A 15,235-nucleotide genomic window follows, 5' to 3' on the forward strand; every position below is an offset into this window, starting at 1 on the left:
CACTTGCAGCCGAATACTATTTATTGGGGTGCCCCCGTGGTTGACCCACCACCTATAGTGCCACGTCGGCGCGACGATGCAAGACGGTAAATGACAGGTTGAAGACTCAACTCGTCGATAATTTGATTCGTCTCGTCGTCCCCGATGCACGCGCGAAACGCGCCGCGCCAGCGTTTCCGCGGCTTTGCGGGCAAAGGGGCGGATACGGGTGCGGGACCAAAATTTTTTCGGTCGCGAAGAAGGGCTTGCCGCGACGCCGCCGTTACCGACGCGCGATGCGGCGAGGGGAGCGAGGGTTTCGCCCGGTCGCCTGCGTGAACCCCCCGCGCAGATCGTCGTCGGGCAAAAAGAAAGGGCCCCGGCGATGCCGGAGCCCGATCACTAACTCTATGCTTTCAGGTCAGGCCTGACCGCCACCGTTGCCGGAGCCGCCGCCACCCATCCATCGCCAAAACCAACCCATGACCAATCTCCTGTTCAGACTGCCCACGCGGGAACAGTTAACGGAGCATATACCTTAATTAGTAAGGTAAATCGAGTCTTAACTATAAACATTACCGCCAGTTTGGCAGTTATGCGATGCGGTTTTGAGGATGGGCGCTGAGGGCCGCGGTCAGTTCGGAAAACAATTGGGGTTTTCCAAGATGATAGCCTTGGCCGACATCGCAGCCGAGGCCGGCGAGCAGGGCCATGGTTTCACCGTCCTCGATGCCTTCGGCGACCGCGACGGCGCCGAGGCGGTGCGCGAGATCGATCGTCGATTTGACCACTTCGAGGTTCCGCTGCGAATCGCGCATCGTCATCACGAATCGCTTGTCGATCTTGATCTCGTCGGCCTCGATCTCGGTCAGATATTCGAGGTTCGACTGGCCGGTGCCATAATCGTCGATCGACAGGCGAATGCCCGTCCGGCGCAGCTGTGCGAGCGTCTGGCGCGCCTGGCGGCTGTTTTCGATCTGCGCGGTTTCGGTGATCTCGATCGTCAGCGTTTCGGGGGGCAGGTGATGCGCGGTCAGCATCACGCGGATCGTGCCGACAAGGTCGCTGTGGTCGAGCAGGCTCGCCGACAGGTTAACCGACATGTTGATGTGGATGCCACGCTCGCGCAGCTGCGCCGCCGACCGGATCGCCTGATCCATCACGAACAGCGTGAGGCGATAGATATCCTGGCTCTTTTCGGCCTGGACGATGAACTCGTCGGGCGGGATCGGCCCGCGCGTCGGGTGCGTCCAGCGCGCGAGCGCCTCGACCCCGACGAGCTTTTTCGACGCGATTTCATATTGCGGCTGGAAAGCGACCCAGATGTCGCCGCCGGTCAGCGCATCTTCGAGCTGCGAGTGGAAGCTCAATTGCCAGCCGGCGTCTTCCTTTTGGCGCGAGGTATATTTGGTCCATAGCGCGCGCGTGCGGATCGCGCGTTCGGCGGCGACGAGCGCGGCGGCGAGACGCTGCGCGTTCGACCCTTCGAACTCGTCATTGACCCCGAAGGCAATCGCGACGTCGACGCGTAGCTCGCCGATCGTCAACGGCGCGTTGAACAGCGCGGCGAGGCCCGCGAGCTGCCCCTCGATCTGGCTGTGCTGATAATAGGGCACCAGCCAGGCGAAGGTGCCGTCGAGATCATGGTGGAGCGTCGTGCCCTGCGAAGCGAGCTGGAGGCGGCGGGTGACCTGTTCGACGAGCTTGCCGATGCCGTCACCGGGGATGAAGGCCGCGAGATCCTCGAAATTCACCACCTTCGCAGCGATAACCGTCGCGCTGCCGAATGACGCCTGCGAACGCAGCGCCTCGAAATTGGGCAAGCCCGATATCGGGTTCTCGCGTTGGGCCAAATCGCGGCGACGGGTGCGCGAGACATTGGCGGCGATTGCGGCAATCAGGAAGCAGGCGGCACCGACTTGGACCGTGACGAGCGACAGGCTGCTCGCCACTTTCACGACGATCAGGGCGACGGTAAGGCCGATGGCCACCGGCCCGTAGCGGCGGCCATTTCGCCAGGCGAGGGCTGCGAGCGAGACGATGAAGGTCAGCGCGAGTGCGGGAAACCAGCCGATATCGACCGGCTGGCCGCGCTTGAGCGCCTCGCCGGCGATCAGGTGGATATAGGCGCCGTGGACCTTGTCGTGGCCCGGCAGATAATGCTGGTCGGGTGAGGCGGCCGATGCCGGCGCGAAAATCACGTCCTTGCCGCGCAACAGATTCGGATCGAGCTTGCCCGACATGACGTCGATCGCGCTATATTGCGTGATCGTGTCGGGGTCGTACGAAAGATCCAGCGCAAAATTGGCCGGATGGTTGCTGGGCCGGTCCGCAAGGATCGACGCAAAGCTGGGAAGGAGACGGCTATCGGCCCGCACTGCGAGGGGAACTTTCCACACCTGCCAAAATTCATATTCCCAGCCAATGAAGCCCCGGACGGCCTCTTGGCCGAGGCGATCATCGGGCCACATAGGCTGTTTGGCGGTATGGCCCTCGAAACTGGCCGATGGTACAGCCAGCACAATGCGCGGACCCATATGACGCACTGCCGCGGCAAAATTAGGAAATTCACGGTCCCGCAGTCGCCGTTCATAGGAAAAATCGACGAACAGGCGCCGCGCCGGCGAGGCATCGACCGCACGGACAAGCTGCGTGTGGTGATCAATATCGAAATCTCGACCGCCGATTGCCTGCAATGTCTTGTCGTCGAGCGCGACGATAACGGTGTCACCCGATACCGGCCGCGCGGCGATGCGGCTGGTCGCCATCGAGATCATCCTATCGGGCAGCTCGCCCGCGCCACTGATGCCGACGATCACGCTGAGCAGCAGCGCGAGCGCGATCGTTCGCCAGCTGATGATCAGACTTTTGACCGGGAAGGGCACGCACGTCTCCAGCAATTGCCGGTCGCGTCTAACCCCAGATGGTTATCATCGCGTTAATTATGAACAAAATCCTGCGCGGTCCGGCACCGCGGAAAGCGCAGGATTTCGCGGAATTCAGGTAAGTGCGGGCAGCGGTTCGAGCGCGGCGTCGCCGGCAAGCGCCGAGGCCGCGAGCCCCGTCGCCGCCGGGACGATCTGCTGAAGATAAAAGCGCGTCGAGACGATCTTGGCTTCGAGAAAGGCGGCATCGCCGCCGCCCTCGTCGAGCGCGGCGCGCGCCGCCTTGTGCTGGATCGCCATCAGCCAGCCGCAAGTCGCCGTCGCGAGCATGGTGAGATAGGGGTAGCTGCCCGCGAGCCGGTCCGCCGTCGGCGCGTTCACCATCCAGTCGGTGACCGCGCGGCACGCATCGACGAGCTGCTGGAGTTCGGGGAAATTGGCCGCGCCATGCGCGATATCGTCGATCAGCGCGCGGACAAGGTCGCCGCCCGCCATGCCGAGCTTGCGTCCGACGAGATCGGCCGCCTGGATGCCGTTGGTGCCTTCATAGATCGGCGCGATGCGCGCGTCGCGATAATGCTGCGCGGCGCCGGTTTCCTCGATGAAGCCCATGCCGCCATGCACCTGCACGCCGAGGCTCGCGACCTCGCAGCCGATGTCGGTCGCGTGCGCCTTGACGAGCGGGATCAGGATGTCGGCGCGCATCGCGGCCGCCTCGTCGCCCAATTTGCCGAAGTCGATCTGCGCCGCGGCATAGTAAGTGAGCGCCCGCGCGGCCTCGGTCTGCGCGCGCATCCGCCACAGCATGCGGCGGACGTCGGGGTGCTGATCGATCGTCACCGGAGTACGGTCGGGCGCGCCCGCGAGCGCCGACTGGACGCGCTCGGCAGCGAAGCGCTGCGCCTGCTGCGTCGCGCGCTCGCCGATCTGGATGCCTTGGCAGCCGATCATCAGCCGCGCATTGTTCATCATCACGAACATCGCGCGCATGCCGCCCATTTCCTCGCCGACGATCTCGCCAAGGCAATCTTCGTCCTCGCCATAGACCATCACCGCGGTCGGCGAGCCGTGGATGCCGAGCTTGTGCTCGATCGAGGCGCAATGGACGCCGTTGCTGATCGTCGGATTACCATCGGCGTCGAGGCGGTATTTGGGGACGAGGAAGAGCGAGATGCCGCGCGTCCCCTCGGGCGCGCCGGGGGTGCGCGCGAGGACGAGGTGGACGATATTGTCGGTGAGGTCATGCTCGCCGAAGGTGATGAAGATTTTCTGGCCCTTGATCCGGTAGAGGCCGGCGTTCGGCCCTTCGGTGACCTTTTCGGCGGTCGCGCGCAGCGCGCCGACGTCGCTGCCCGCGGCGGGCTCGGTCAGGTTCATCGTGCCGTTCCACTCGCCGGTGATCAGCTTCGGAAGCCAGGTCTGGCGCTGTTCCTCGGTGCCATAGGCCATCAGCGCATGGATCGCGCCCGGCGTCAGTATGCTGCACAGCGAGAAGCCCATGTTCGCGCTGCCGAGCGCCTCGATGACCACGGTCGCGAGGGTGAAGGGCAGATCCTGCCCGCCATAGGCGCCGGGGCCGTCGATGCTGCCCCAGCCCGCGTCGACGAACTGTTTGTACGCGCCCTTGAAGCCCGGGGGCATGGTGACCTTGCCGTCCTGCCATTGGGGGTTCTGCGTGTCGCCGACGCGGTTGAGCGGGGCGTAGACCTCGGCGGCGAACTCGCCGATGCCGGTGACGATCGCCTCGACCATATCGGGGGTCGCGGCGGCGAAACGGTCGTGCTGCGCCATCGCGTCGATGCGCGCGATATGGTCGAGAACGAAGAGCTGCTCGGTTGTGGGCGGCGTGTAGGTCATGGGTGCGGTTCTTTGCTGGTGAATATCGTTGCGCGGGCGCTATAGCGCGGCATGGTCCAAGCCTCAAAGCCCAGTATTGTTCGTGCGTTCGATCGCGCGGCGATTGCCGAAGCGGCGGCGGCGATCGCGGCCGGGCAGCCGGTCGCGGTGCCGACCGAGACGGTCTATGGCCTCGCCGCCGATGCGCGCAATCCGCAAGCGGTCGCGCGCATCTATGCCGCCAAGGGGCGGCCCGATTTCAACCCGCTGATCGTGCATGTGCCGACGCTCGCCATGGCCGAGACGCTGGGCGAGTTCGGAACCGCCGAACGCGCGCTCGCGACGCGATTCTGGCCGGGGCCGCTGACCTTGGTGGTGCCGCGCACGCCGGACTGCCCTGTCGCGAGCGTCGCGACAGCGGGGCTCGATACGATTGCGCTCCGCGTGCCGGGACATCGCGCGATGCAGGCGTTGCTGACGGCATCGGGCGCGCCGCTCGCCGCACCCAGCGCCAATGCGAGCGGGAAGGTGAGCCCGACCAAGGCGGCGCATGTGCTCGCGAGTTTGGGCGGGCGGGTCGGCCTCGTGATCGATGACGGGCCGACGAGCGCGGGGGTGGAATCGACCATTGCCCGCATACAGGACGGCGCGGTCGCGGTACTGCGGCCGGGGCCGGTGACTGCGGCGATGCTCGCGGAGGCGAGCGGGCTGGCTGTGACGGGCGTGAAAGGGGCGGAGATCGTCGCGCCAGGGATGCTTGCAAGCCATTATGCGCCCGGCAAACCGGTGCGGCTCGGCGCGCGCGATTTCGCGGCGGACGAATATGGCATCGGTTTCGGGGCGGTTCGGGGCGATTACGACCTCAGCGCGCGCGGCGACCTGACCGAGGCGGCGGCGCGTCTGTTCGATGCGCTGCACGCGGGAGCCGCAAGCACGAAGGCAAAGATCGCGGTGGCGGCGATCCCGGCCGAGGGGCTGGGCGCGGCGATTAACGACCGGTTGGCGCGCGCGGCGGTCTAGGCCGCCGCCGGCTCGATCGGGTCGCCGTGGGGTGCCTTGCGCGCGACGATCAGGCAGGCGGCGACGATCAGGCAGGCGCCGGCGAGCGTCGGTAGCGTCACCGCTTCGTCGAAGAAATACCAGCCGAAGACCATCGCCCACAGGAAGCCCGTATATTCGGTGGTCGCGAGGATCTGCGTTTCGGCGCGTGCATAGGCCCAGCTCAACAGCAGCAGCGAGGTCGTCGCGAGGATCGCGGCGCCGGCGATGTTCGGGGCCTGAGCAGCGTCCGGAACAGCGAGGAACCATGGTGCGCCGAGCGCGAGGATCGCCGCGACGAAGAAATTCTGGAAGAAGGCGATCTCCATCGGCTCGGCCATCTTCGCCTGCCGCCGCGCGAGGATGAGATTGTAGGCGTAGACGATGGCAGAGAGGAACACCGCGCCGACCGCGAGGAGCGCCTCGTCGCTATAGTCGCCGCCGAGCTTGCCCGCGACGATCACGATCACGCCGACGAGCCCGAGCAGCGAGGCGGCGATCGAGCGCGGGCCGATCTTCTCGCCCAGAAAGATCGCGGCCATGTAGAGCGCCATCAGCGGCGCGACAAAGGCGAGCGCGATCGCTTCGGCGATCGGCAAACGCGCGAGCGCCCAGAAGAAAGAGAGCGCCATCCCCGCGACGAACAGCGCGCGCCACGCGTGGATCTGCATCGTCGCCCGGCCCGGCCATTTGGGACGCGTGGCGAAATAAATGAGGCCGCTCAGCAAAGCTCCGGTGCCGGTGCGCCAGAGAACGGCGTTATAGGCGCCGATGTCGATCGACAGCCCCTTCATCAGCACATCCATCGCCGAATAGGTCGCGATCCCCGCGCAAGCGATCAGGAAGGGGATGACGGGCGAAGGCGAATCGGGGCGCATGGCAGCGATCTAACCGACCTTCTCCCTTGAGGGGAGAAGGATAGGGAGCCTTATCGCCGCAGGCGATTAGGCGGACTTGGATGAGGGTGAGCGGAGCACAGCGCCGCGCGAGCCCTCGGCTCGCATACCCCTCACCCAGATTTGACTAGGCAGCAAAGAGGGGAATATTTACCGAAAGGTCGCCTGTCCCGCGCCGTCGATGTTGAGTTTCTGGCCCGAACAATAGCTGTTCGCGTCGCTCACGAACCACACGACCGCTGCCGCCACATCGGCGGGGACGGCGACGCGGCCGAAGGGCATTTTGGCGTCGAGGTGGTGGATGTCGGCGTTGCCGGTTATCGCGCGCGAGAGTTTTTCGCCCATGTCGCTGACGGTGAGCGCGGGGGCGACGATGTTGACGCGGACGCCGTTGGCGAGCTCCTCCTTGGCGAGCGTCAGCGCCAAGGCTTCGCCCGCGGCCTTGGCCATCGTGTAGGGGGCGCCGTTCGGCGAGTTCACATAGGTGGCGATGCTCGAAATCACGATGATGTCGCTGCGCTTGTGCTGGCGGAGCTGCGGCAGCGCGAGACGCGACAGGCGGTGCGGGCCCGCGGCGTGGACGGCGAAGAGCTTGTCGACCTCGGCGGGGTCGGTGTCGGCCACCGACTGCCCGCGGCTCGCGATGCCGGCGTTGTTGACCAGGATCGATATGGGCCCGAAATCGGCTTCGACCGCCGCGACCATCGCGGCGCAGGCCGCCTCGTCGGTGACCGAGGCCTGATAGGCCTTCGCCTTGCGGCCGAGCGCCTGAATCGCGGCGACGGTTTCGGCGGCGGCGTCCTCGCCGCGCGTATAGTTGACCGCTACGTCGGCGCCGGCTTCGGCAAGGCCCATCGCGATGCCGCGGCCGATCCCGCGCGAGGCCCCGCTGACGAGCGCGACGCGCCCGGCAAGGTTCATGTCAGTCATGTCGCTCTCTCTCCTGGCCCATCAATTCGTTATAGATGTCGTCGTCGCTGCGGCTCGCGGCGTTGCGCCATTTGGGGGCGGCCTTGCGGTTGCGCACGGTGCCCTCGGCATCGAGGATCGCCACCGTCGGCGTGCCCTTGATCCGGAAGCCGAACCGTTTGGGAACGTCGGGATTCCGCCCTTGATCCTTCACATGCGGCATGCCGATGTCGGCGTAGACGATTTCGTAGCGGGCGCGGACGGGAGCGAAGCGGCCGGTCGTGAGCAGGTTGGCGAGCCAGGCGCTGTCGTGGCAGGCGCCGGTGCCCATGATGAGCAGCACGGGCTTGCCCGACGCCTTTGCCCGCGCGAGTGCGGCGTCGATCGCGGGCATCGGGTCGGCGATGAAGGCGTCGGTCTTGTATGGCTCCTCGATGCCGGGGAGCGTGCGCTTTTCGGCCGCGGTGGCGGGCGCGAGCGTCATCAATGCGGCGGTGAGGGCGAGGGCGATCGGGCGGGTCATGCGGCGACGATAGGTTTTGCATGACGTTTCCGTCAACGTAAGATAGCCTTCGCCGCATGAGTTGGAAAAAAGAAGTAAGTGAACTCGGGCAGCGCCGCGCGATGGCCGAGAAGATGGGCGGCGACGAAAAGGTCGCGCGCCAGCACGGGCGTGGCAAGATGGACGCACGCGCGCGGCTCGCGGGCATCGTCGATCCGGGCAGCTTTCGCGAGATCGGCAAGATTGCCGGGCGCGGCAAATATGGCGCCGACGGCGAGCTGGAAGATCTGGCCGCGAGCAATTTCATCTTTGGGCGCGCGAATATCGATGGCCGGCCCGTCGTCGCGAGCGCCGACGATTTTACCGTGCGCGGCGGCGCGGCCGATGCGGCGCTGCACCGCAAGTTCGTCCAGTGCGAGGCGATGGCGCATGAATATCGCCTGCCGCTGATCCGCATGATCGACGGCACTGGCGGCGGGGGATCGGTGAAGACGCTGGAAGATATGGGCTATACCTATATCCCGCACGTTCCCGGCTGGGACGAGATCATCGCCAACCTCGACACGGTGCCGGTGGTCGCGCTGGCGCTGGGGCCGACCGCGGGGCTGGGCGCGGCGCGGGTAGTGGCGAGCCATTACAGCGTGATGGTGCGCGGATTGTCGCAGCTGTTCGCGGCGGGGCCGGCGGTCGCCGCCGCGATCGGCGATACGCTCGACCGCGAGGAGCTGGGCGGCAGCGATGTGCATACGCGCAACGGGGTGGTCGACGACGAGGTGGCGAGCGAGGCCGAGGCTTTCGCGGCGGCGCGGCGCTTCCTCTCCTACCTGCCCTCGTCGATCCATGACCGCGCGCTGAGGGCCGAATGCAGCGATCCGGTCGATCGCCGCGACGAGGCCTTGCTGTCGGTCGTGCCGCGCGAGGCGAAGCAGGTTTATTCGATGCGGCGCATCGCGAATGCGGTGTTCGATGCGGGCAGTGTCTTCGAGATGGGCGCGCGCTGGGGGCGGGCGGTTATTACAGCGTTCGCGCGGCTCGACGGCTATCCGGTCGCGGTGCTTGCGAGCGACCCGTCGTATCTCGGCGGGTCGTGGGACGCGAAGACGAGCGAGAAGGCCGAGCGTTTCGTCAAGATGGCCGACCAGTTCCGGCTGCCGATCGTCCACCTTGTCGACAATCCGGGCTTCATGATCGGCGGCGAGGCCGAGCGGACGGGGACGATCCGCTATGGCGTGCAGGCGATGAACGCGATCTACCGCGCGACGGTGCCGCTCGCCTCGGTCGTCGTGCGGCGCGCTTACGGGATCGCGGGGAGCGCAATGTCGAACGCCGAGCGCTTCCAGTACCGCTTCGCCTGGCCGTCGGGCGACTGGGGCAGCCTGCCGATCGAGGGCGGGGTCGAGGTCGCGTACAAGAGCGAGCTCGAGGCCGCCGAGGACCCGGCGGCGCATCTGGAGGCGATCCGCGAGCGATTGAACCGCGTGCGCTCGCCCTTTCGTACGGCGGAGAAATTCGGCGTCGAGGATATCATCGATCCGCGCGATACGCGGCCGTTGCTGTGCGAATTTGCCGAGCTGGCGTGGCGGGTGCTTCCATAAAGCCCCCGTCCCCCTTGATGGGGGAGGCAGCGAGGCTTGGGCGCTTGCGCCCTAGTCGCAGCGGTGGGGGCGCGGTTTCGGCCCGACGCGACGGCGCGAGGACCATCATCACCCCCATCCAACCGCGCCTAACCTCTTCGCGATAAGGCTTCATATCCTTCCCCCATCAAGGGGGAAGGTCCTGCGTCACCCCTCGACATTCTCGCGATAACGTCGGCTGCCGCGCAGCGTCTCGCCGCTTTCCATCTCGACGTCGAAGTCCCCGCTCTTCAGCGTGACCACGCGCCGCACGGCGTCCCGGCGGACCAGGCGGCCGCGATGGATGCGCGCGAAGCCCGAGCCGGCGAGTTCGCCCTCGATCGCCGTCAGCGTTGCGCGGTGGAGCAGGCGCTGGCCCCGCCACGCGACCTCGACATAATTGCCCGCGGCCGCGACATGCTCGATCTCGTCGGCCGGGAGATGGTGCGTGACCGACCCGTCGCCGATCGCGAGCGTTCTGCGTTCGGGCGTCTTTGCCGGCGGCGCGGCGTAGCGCGCGACGAGCCACTGGACGAGGAAGAGGATGAAGACGAGCTCGGCATAGGCCGAGAGATCCTTGCGCAATTCGTAGAGGATCGGCGATCCGTCGGGCGAGGTGAAATCATAGTCCAACCCCATCGTCCACCACAGCATCGTGCGAAAGGCGACCATCAGCGCGATATGGCCGAGCGAGACCGGGATCGCGAGCAGCGCGTGGATCGCAACCGTCGCGGGCAGCGGAACGCGCGGCGGGCGGATGCGCCCGACCGCGAACCAGCAGGGGATCATCATCACCACCCAGGCGGCGAGGCTGCTTCCTTCGAGCATCCAGGCGATCGTCGGCGAGGTGGCGAGGCCGGCGCCCTGCCGGTCGGCGATGTAGGAATAGACGTTGGCGGTGATGCGGACGAGCCCGAAGAGGAAGATCGCCGTCAGCAGCAGTGCGGTGAGTGCGCGCGCGCTGAAGCCGCTCGTCCCCGCTGTGCCGCCGCTCGTCCCCATGGCTTGCTTGTCCGTCACTCCGGCCCCGCTGTTCGTCCCGCCGGGATCGCCCGCCGTCCGCCCTTTCGATTAGCGGCTGCCGCAGGCCCCGCAAAGGAGATTTGGGCAGATGACGACGACACGGCATTACGGAATGGACTGGCTGCGCATCGGCGCCTTCGGCTTGCTGATCTTCTATCACATCGGCATGTACTTCGTGCCGTGGGGCTGGCATGTCAAAATCGCGGCGCCGATGGACTGGGTACAGATCCCGATGATGGCGACGAACAGCTGGCGGTTGCCTTTGCTGTTCCTCGTGTCGGGCTATGCGAGCGCGGCGCTGTTTGCGAAGACGGAAGAGGCGGGCGCATTTATGCGGTCGCGGAGCGCGCGGCTGCTGATCCCGCTTGCTTTCGGCATCGTCGTGATCATCCCGGTGCAGCCGTGGATCGAGCTGGTGACGCAGCATGGCTATGCGCATGGCTTCGCGCATTTCTGGCTCTACGATTATTTCCGCTTCGGGACGCTCGAGGGCATCGTCCTGCCGACCTGGCAGCATCTGTGGTTCGTCGTTTACCTGTACGTCTATACCGCGCTGGCCGCGCTGCTGCTCGTCCTGTTTCCTGTCGCGGCGCGCGCGCGGATCGCCGATGCGGCAGCGCGGTGGCTCGGCGGCTGGGGGATGCTGGTCACGCCATTCGCTGTGTGGCTCGCCATCCTGCTCGCCTTCCCCGGGCATCGCGACACGCACGCGCTGTTCGATGACGGGCCGGCGCACCTCCATTTCCTTGTCCCCTTCTTCATCGGCTGGTTGCTGCGTGTGCGTCCGGCGCTGTTCGACGCGGTGGCGCGCTGCTGGCCGGTCGCGGCGGTGCTCGCGGTGGCCGCTTATGTCTGGATCGTCTGGGCGATGTGGGCGGCGCCGGGCGAGGGGCCGCCGCCGGCGGGAATCGTTACCCCCTTCATGGTCGTGCGGCTGGTACAGGGGTGGGCGGCGATCGTCGCGCTCGTCGGGGTCGCCGACCGCTGGTGGAACCGCGATCATCCGCGGCGCGCGACGCTCGCCGAAGCGGTCTTCCCCTTTTACATCATCCACCAGACGATCATCGTCGTCGCCGGCTGGTATTTGCTGCGCGCGGGGGTGGCGGCACTCCCGTCCTTTTGGACCCTGATCGTCGCGACGGTCACCGGATGCTGGCTTTTCTATGCGATCGGGCGCAGCATTGGCTGGCTGCGGCCGCTGATCGGATTGCGGCGAAAAGCGGGGAGGGTTTGATGGGTGCGTTGAAAGGCATGATGACGATCGTCGGTGTCGCGATGATCCTCGTCGGCGGGCTATGGGCGTTGCAGGGGCTCGACATCGTGCGCTGGCCGGCGAGCAGCTTCATGCTGGGTGACACCGTGTGGACGCGCAACGGCGTTGTGACGATGGTGGTCGGGGCGGTTCTGGTCTGGTTCGCGCGCAAGAAATAGACGACTACAAATGTAGTTGATCTGTGTTGATGATGTGATACACTTCGATCCGCCGGGACCGGATTGGAGACAGGAATGATTCGTTCGTCGCTTGTTATGTCGGCATTGTTGCTCGCTGCCGGAATGGCTGCGGCCCCCTTGCTCACGCCGTCTCCCGCGCTCGCGGCCGACGAGGCCGGCGCCGATGCGATCGCCGAAAAATATGCGGCGCTGCTCGAGCGTGACTATCTCTATCCCGAAACGGGCAAAAAATATGCAGACGCGATCCGCGCCGCGATCGCCGCGGGCCGCTACAAGGGGCTTTCCGGCGAGGCGCTGGGCACCGCGATCGATAGCGACGTGAATGCGGTGTCGCCCGACGGGCATCTGCGGCTGCGCGTTCCCGAAGCGGCGGCGGGCGCCGTGCCCGCGCCGGGCGGCGCGACGCCCGCACCCCGCCCGAAAAAAGCGCCGGTCGAGCAGGCGGGATGGATCGCGCCGGGGATCGCCTTTGTGCGCTTCAACGTCTTTCCGATGGACGATGCGGTGACGGCCGAGGCGGCGAAATTCATGGCCGACCACGCCGACGCGAAGGCGATCATCTTCGACATCCGCACCCACAATGGCGGCGGGCTAGACCAGATGGACGTCATCTTCCCCTGGCTGTTCGGCAAGGAAACGCGGCTGGTGACGATGGCGACGCGCGCGTCGGTCGACGCCGAAGGCGGCTCGCCGATCGCGGGCATCGCCTCGATGCGGATGGCGAAGGGCGATGCGGGCATGGTCGCGCGCGAACATTGGGCGACGCCGAACGCCGACACGCGGCTGCGCGATGCGAAGATCTATGTGCTGACATCGGGCGCGAGCGCGTCGGCGGCCGAGCATTTTGCGCTCGCGATGAAGCACACGGGGCGCGGCACGCTGGTCGGCGCGCCGACCGCGGGCGCCAATCATTTCGGGCGCGGCGAGGATCTGGGCGGCGGCTATGGGGCCTTCATCCCTGTCGGGCGTACCTATGACCCGGTGACGGGCAAGGACTGGGAGGGTGAGGGGGTCTTGCCCGATATCGCGGTCGCCCCGGCCGATGCGCTCGCGCGCGCGCTGACCGAGCTGGGCGTCGCGCCCGCCGAGGCGAAGCGCCTGTCCGACGCGCGCATGCCGAGCTGGCCGATGGAACGGCGGAAGCCGCGCGGCGCGAAATAGGCAGCTTCAAAATTCCGTTCGCATCTCGACTTCGCTCGATGCGAACGGAATTTCGGGTCAGGAACCCGCCAGCTTGGTCAGCGCCTCGCCATCGACTCGCATCACCGTCCATTCGTCCATCAGCCCGGCGCCGAGGCTCCGGTAGAAACCGATCGACGGCGCATTCCAGTCGAGCACCGACCATTCGAGCCGCGCGCAATCACGCTCGACGCAAAGCTCGGCGAGGTGCGCGAGCAGCGCCTTGCCGAGCCCCGATCCGCGCGCTTCGGGGCGGACGAACAGATCCTCGAGATAGATGCCGGGGCGCCCTTCGAACGTCGAAAAATTGTGAAAGAAGAGCGCGAAGCCCTGTGGGCTCCCGTCCAATTCGCCGATCACGACCTCGGCATAGGGGCGGGGGCCGAACAGGTTGGCGGCGAGCTTCGCCTCGTCGAAGCGGACTTCGTGCGCCAGCTTTTCATAATCGGCGAGGTCGCGAATGAACTGCGCGATCAGCGGCAGGTCGGCGGGCGTGGCGGGGCGGATCGATAGGGTCATGATGGCGCTCTGTCGGGTCGGGCGTTCGCTGTCAAATTTCGACCGGAAGCGGGCATTCCCATTACCGTCACCCCGGGCTTGACCCGGGGCCTGCCTTGCCTATTCGCCGTCGTCAGGAAGAAAAGGCGGGTCCCGGGTCAAGCCCGGGATGACGAAAGTGAGAGCATGCAATGGCAGCCCCCCACCCCTAATCGGAAGCCCGCCTACGCCGCCTTGCCGTGCGTCACGTCCATGCTCACCGCGCTGCCCGCCTCGATCTGGGCGGCCTTCGCTTCGACGAGCTTGACGATGTGGCCGATCATGTCGGCGTCCTCGACATGGTGGTCGGTGACCCCCGAGAGGAAGACCATATGCTTGCCGTTGCCGCCGCCGGTGATGCCGATGTCGGTCTCGCGCGCTTCGCCGGGGCCGTTGACGACGCAGCCCAGAACCGAGAGCGACATCGGGGTCTTGATGTGGCTCAGCGCTTCTTCGAGCGCCTGCACGGTGCGGATGACGTCGAAGCCCTGGCGCGCGCAGCTGGGGCAGGATACGACGCGGACGCCGCGGGTGCGGAGACCGAGAGACTTCAGGATTTCATAGCCGACGCGGACCTCTTCTTCGGGTTCGGCCGAGAGGCTGACGCGGATCGTGTCGCCGATTCCGGCCCAGAGGAGATTGCCGATGCCGAGCGCCGACTTGACCGTTCCGCCGATCAGCCCGCCCGCCTCGGTGATGCCGAGGTGCAGCGGACAGTCGACCGCGTCGGCGAGCTGCGCATAGGCGGCGACCGCGAGGAAGACGTCGCTCGCCTTCACCGCGACCTTATATTCGTGGAAGTCGTGGTCCTGCAGCAGCTTGATATGGTCGAGCGCGCTTTCGACGAGTGCCTCGGGGCAGGGCTCGCCATATTTTTCGAGCAGATCCTTTTCCAGCGACCCCGCGTTGACCCCGATGCGGATCGCGCAGCCGTTCGCCTTCGCCGCGCGCACCACCTCGCCGACGCGCTCGCTGCTGCCGATGTTGCCGGGGTTGATGCGCAGGCAGGCGGCGCCGGCGTCGGCGGCTTCGAGCGCGCGCTTGTAGTGGAAGTGGATGTCGGCGATGATCGGGATGCGCGACGCGCGGACGATCTTCCCCAGCGCCGCGGTCGAATCGGTGTCGGGGCACGAGACGCGGATCAGGTCGGCGCCCGCGTCCTCGCAGCGGCGGATCTGGTCGATCGTCGCGACCGGATCGCTCGTCAGCGTGTTCGTCATCGTCTGGACGCTGATCGGCGCGCCGCCGCCGACCGGGACGGTGCCGACCATGATCTGGCGGCACGCGCGTCGTGCAATGTCGCGCCATGGGCGCAGGCCGGGATTGTGATCGCTCATTGATAGTGCTCGGCAGATGGGGAGATATGCGCCGCTCTTTAGCCGTCCC

The 15,235-nt window shown here is 66.5% G+C and carries 13 protein-coding genes; 5 read left to right on the forward strand and 8 right to left on the reverse strand.

The window, feature by feature from the left end; all coding sequences use genetic code 11:
* Window positions 1–572 precede the first annotated feature (572 nt).
* Together E5675_RS03965 and E5675_RS03970 are read right to left on the reverse strand one after the other, a co-directional pair.
* Entirely contained in the window at window positions 573–2,864 is a 2,292-nt protein-coding gene (locus E5675_RS03965; RefSeq protein ID WP_136173433.1) for an EAL domain-containing protein, read from the reverse strand.
* A gap of 114 nt (window positions 2,865–2,978) precedes the next feature.
* Window positions 2,979–4,721, reverse strand: a complete 1,743-nt coding sequence (locus E5675_RS03970) for an acyl-CoA dehydrogenase (protein ID WP_136173434.1) — start codon at window positions 4,719–4,721, stop codon at window positions 2,979–2,981.
* Between the two features lie 51 nt (window positions 4,722–4,772).
* Here E5675_RS03970 and E5675_RS03975 point away from each other — a divergent pair, with 51 nt between their 5' ends.
* Window positions 4,773–5,720, forward strand: a complete 948-nt coding sequence (locus E5675_RS03975; protein ID WP_136173435.1) for an L-threonylcarbamoyladenylate synthase — start codon at window positions 4,773–4,775, stop codon at window positions 5,718–5,720.
* Here the strand turns inward: E5675_RS03975 and E5675_RS03980 are convergent.
* From E5675_RS03980 to E5675_RS03990, 3 genes are all read right to left on the reverse strand, one after another.
* Entirely contained in the window at window positions 5,717–6,616 is a 900-nt protein-coding gene (locus E5675_RS03980; protein WP_136173436.1) for a DMT family transporter, read from the reverse strand. The two genes, E5675_RS03975 and E5675_RS03980, sit on opposite strands and share 4 nt — an antisense overlap.
* A gap of 168 nt (window positions 6,617–6,784) precedes the next feature.
* Window positions 6,785–7,564 carry an SDR family oxidoreductase gene (locus E5675_RS03985; protein ID WP_136173437.1) on the reverse strand — a complete coding sequence of 260 codons (780 nt, stop codon included), beginning with the start codon at window positions 7,562–7,564 and terminating at the stop codon, window positions 6,785–6,787.
* Window positions 7,557–8,066, reverse strand: coding sequence for a thioredoxin family protein (locus E5675_RS03990; RefSeq protein WP_136173438.1), 510 nt, complete (start codon window positions 8,064–8,066; stop codon window positions 7,557–7,559). The genes E5675_RS03985 and E5675_RS03990 overlap by 8 nt, the downstream gene beginning before the upstream one ends.
* A 56-nt stretch (window positions 8,067–8,122) precedes the next feature.
* On the opposite strand from E5675_RS03990, the gene E5675_RS03995 reads away from it, so the two are divergent.
* A complete protein-coding gene (locus E5675_RS03995; protein WP_136173439.1) occupies window positions 8,123–9,640 on the forward strand; it encodes a carboxyl transferase domain-containing protein in 1,518 nt (505 codons plus the stop codon).
* A 186-nt stretch (window positions 9,641–9,826) separates the two neighbouring features.
* Here E5675_RS03995 and E5675_RS04000 read toward each other — a convergent pair whose 3' ends face one another.
* The gene (locus E5675_RS04000) at window positions 9,827–10,678 is read right to left on the reverse strand and encodes a LytTR family transcriptional regulator DNA-binding domain-containing protein (protein WP_136173440.1); all 852 of its coding nucleotides are present in this window, start codon (window positions 10,676–10,678) and stop codon (window positions 9,827–9,829) included.
* Window positions 10,679–10,769: 91 nt separating this feature from the next.
* Here E5675_RS04000 and E5675_RS04005 point away from each other — a divergent pair, with 91 nt between their 5' ends.
* The 3 genes from E5675_RS04005 to E5675_RS04015 all read left to right on the forward strand — a co-directional run bounded on the left by E5675_RS04005 (window position 10,770) and on the right by E5675_RS04015 (window position 13,294).
* Window positions 10,770–11,915: an acyltransferase family protein gene (locus E5675_RS04005; protein ID WP_136173441.1), complete on the forward strand. Its 1,146-nt coding sequence runs from the start codon at window positions 10,770–10,772 to the stop codon at window positions 11,913–11,915.
* Entirely contained in the window at window positions 11,915–12,112 is a 198-nt protein-coding gene (locus E5675_RS04010; protein ID WP_136173442.1) for a hypothetical protein, read from the forward strand. The genes E5675_RS04005 and E5675_RS04010 overlap by 1 nt, the downstream gene beginning before the upstream one ends.
* 75 nt (window positions 12,113–12,187) lie before the next feature.
* Window positions 12,188–13,294, forward strand: a complete 1,107-nt coding sequence (locus E5675_RS04015; RefSeq protein ID WP_136173443.1) for a S41 family peptidase — start codon at window positions 12,188–12,190, stop codon at window positions 13,292–13,294.
* Between the two features lie 57 nt (window positions 13,295–13,351).
* On the opposite strand, the gene E5675_RS04020 is transcribed toward E5675_RS04015, so the two are convergent.
* Together E5675_RS04020 and ispG are read right to left on the reverse strand one after the other, a co-directional pair.
* The gene (locus E5675_RS04020) at window positions 13,352–13,831 is read right to left on the reverse strand and encodes a GNAT family N-acetyltransferase (protein WP_136173444.1); all 480 of its coding nucleotides are present in this window, start codon (window positions 13,829–13,831) and stop codon (window positions 13,352–13,354) included.
* A 203-nt stretch (window positions 13,832–14,034) separates the two neighbouring features.
* Window positions 14,035–15,186, reverse strand: coding sequence for a flavodoxin-dependent (E)-4-hydroxy-3-methylbut-2-enyl-diphosphate synthase (ispG, locus tag E5675_RS04025; protein WP_136173445.1), 1,152 nt, complete (start codon window positions 15,184–15,186; stop codon window positions 14,035–14,037).
* Window positions 15,187–15,235 lie beyond the last annotated feature (49 nt).

The sequence above is a fragment of the Sphingopyxis sp. PAMC25046 genome, assembly GCF_004795895.1.
Taxonomy (GTDB): Bacteria; Pseudomonadota; Alphaproteobacteria; order Sphingomonadales; family Sphingomonadaceae; genus Sphingopyxis.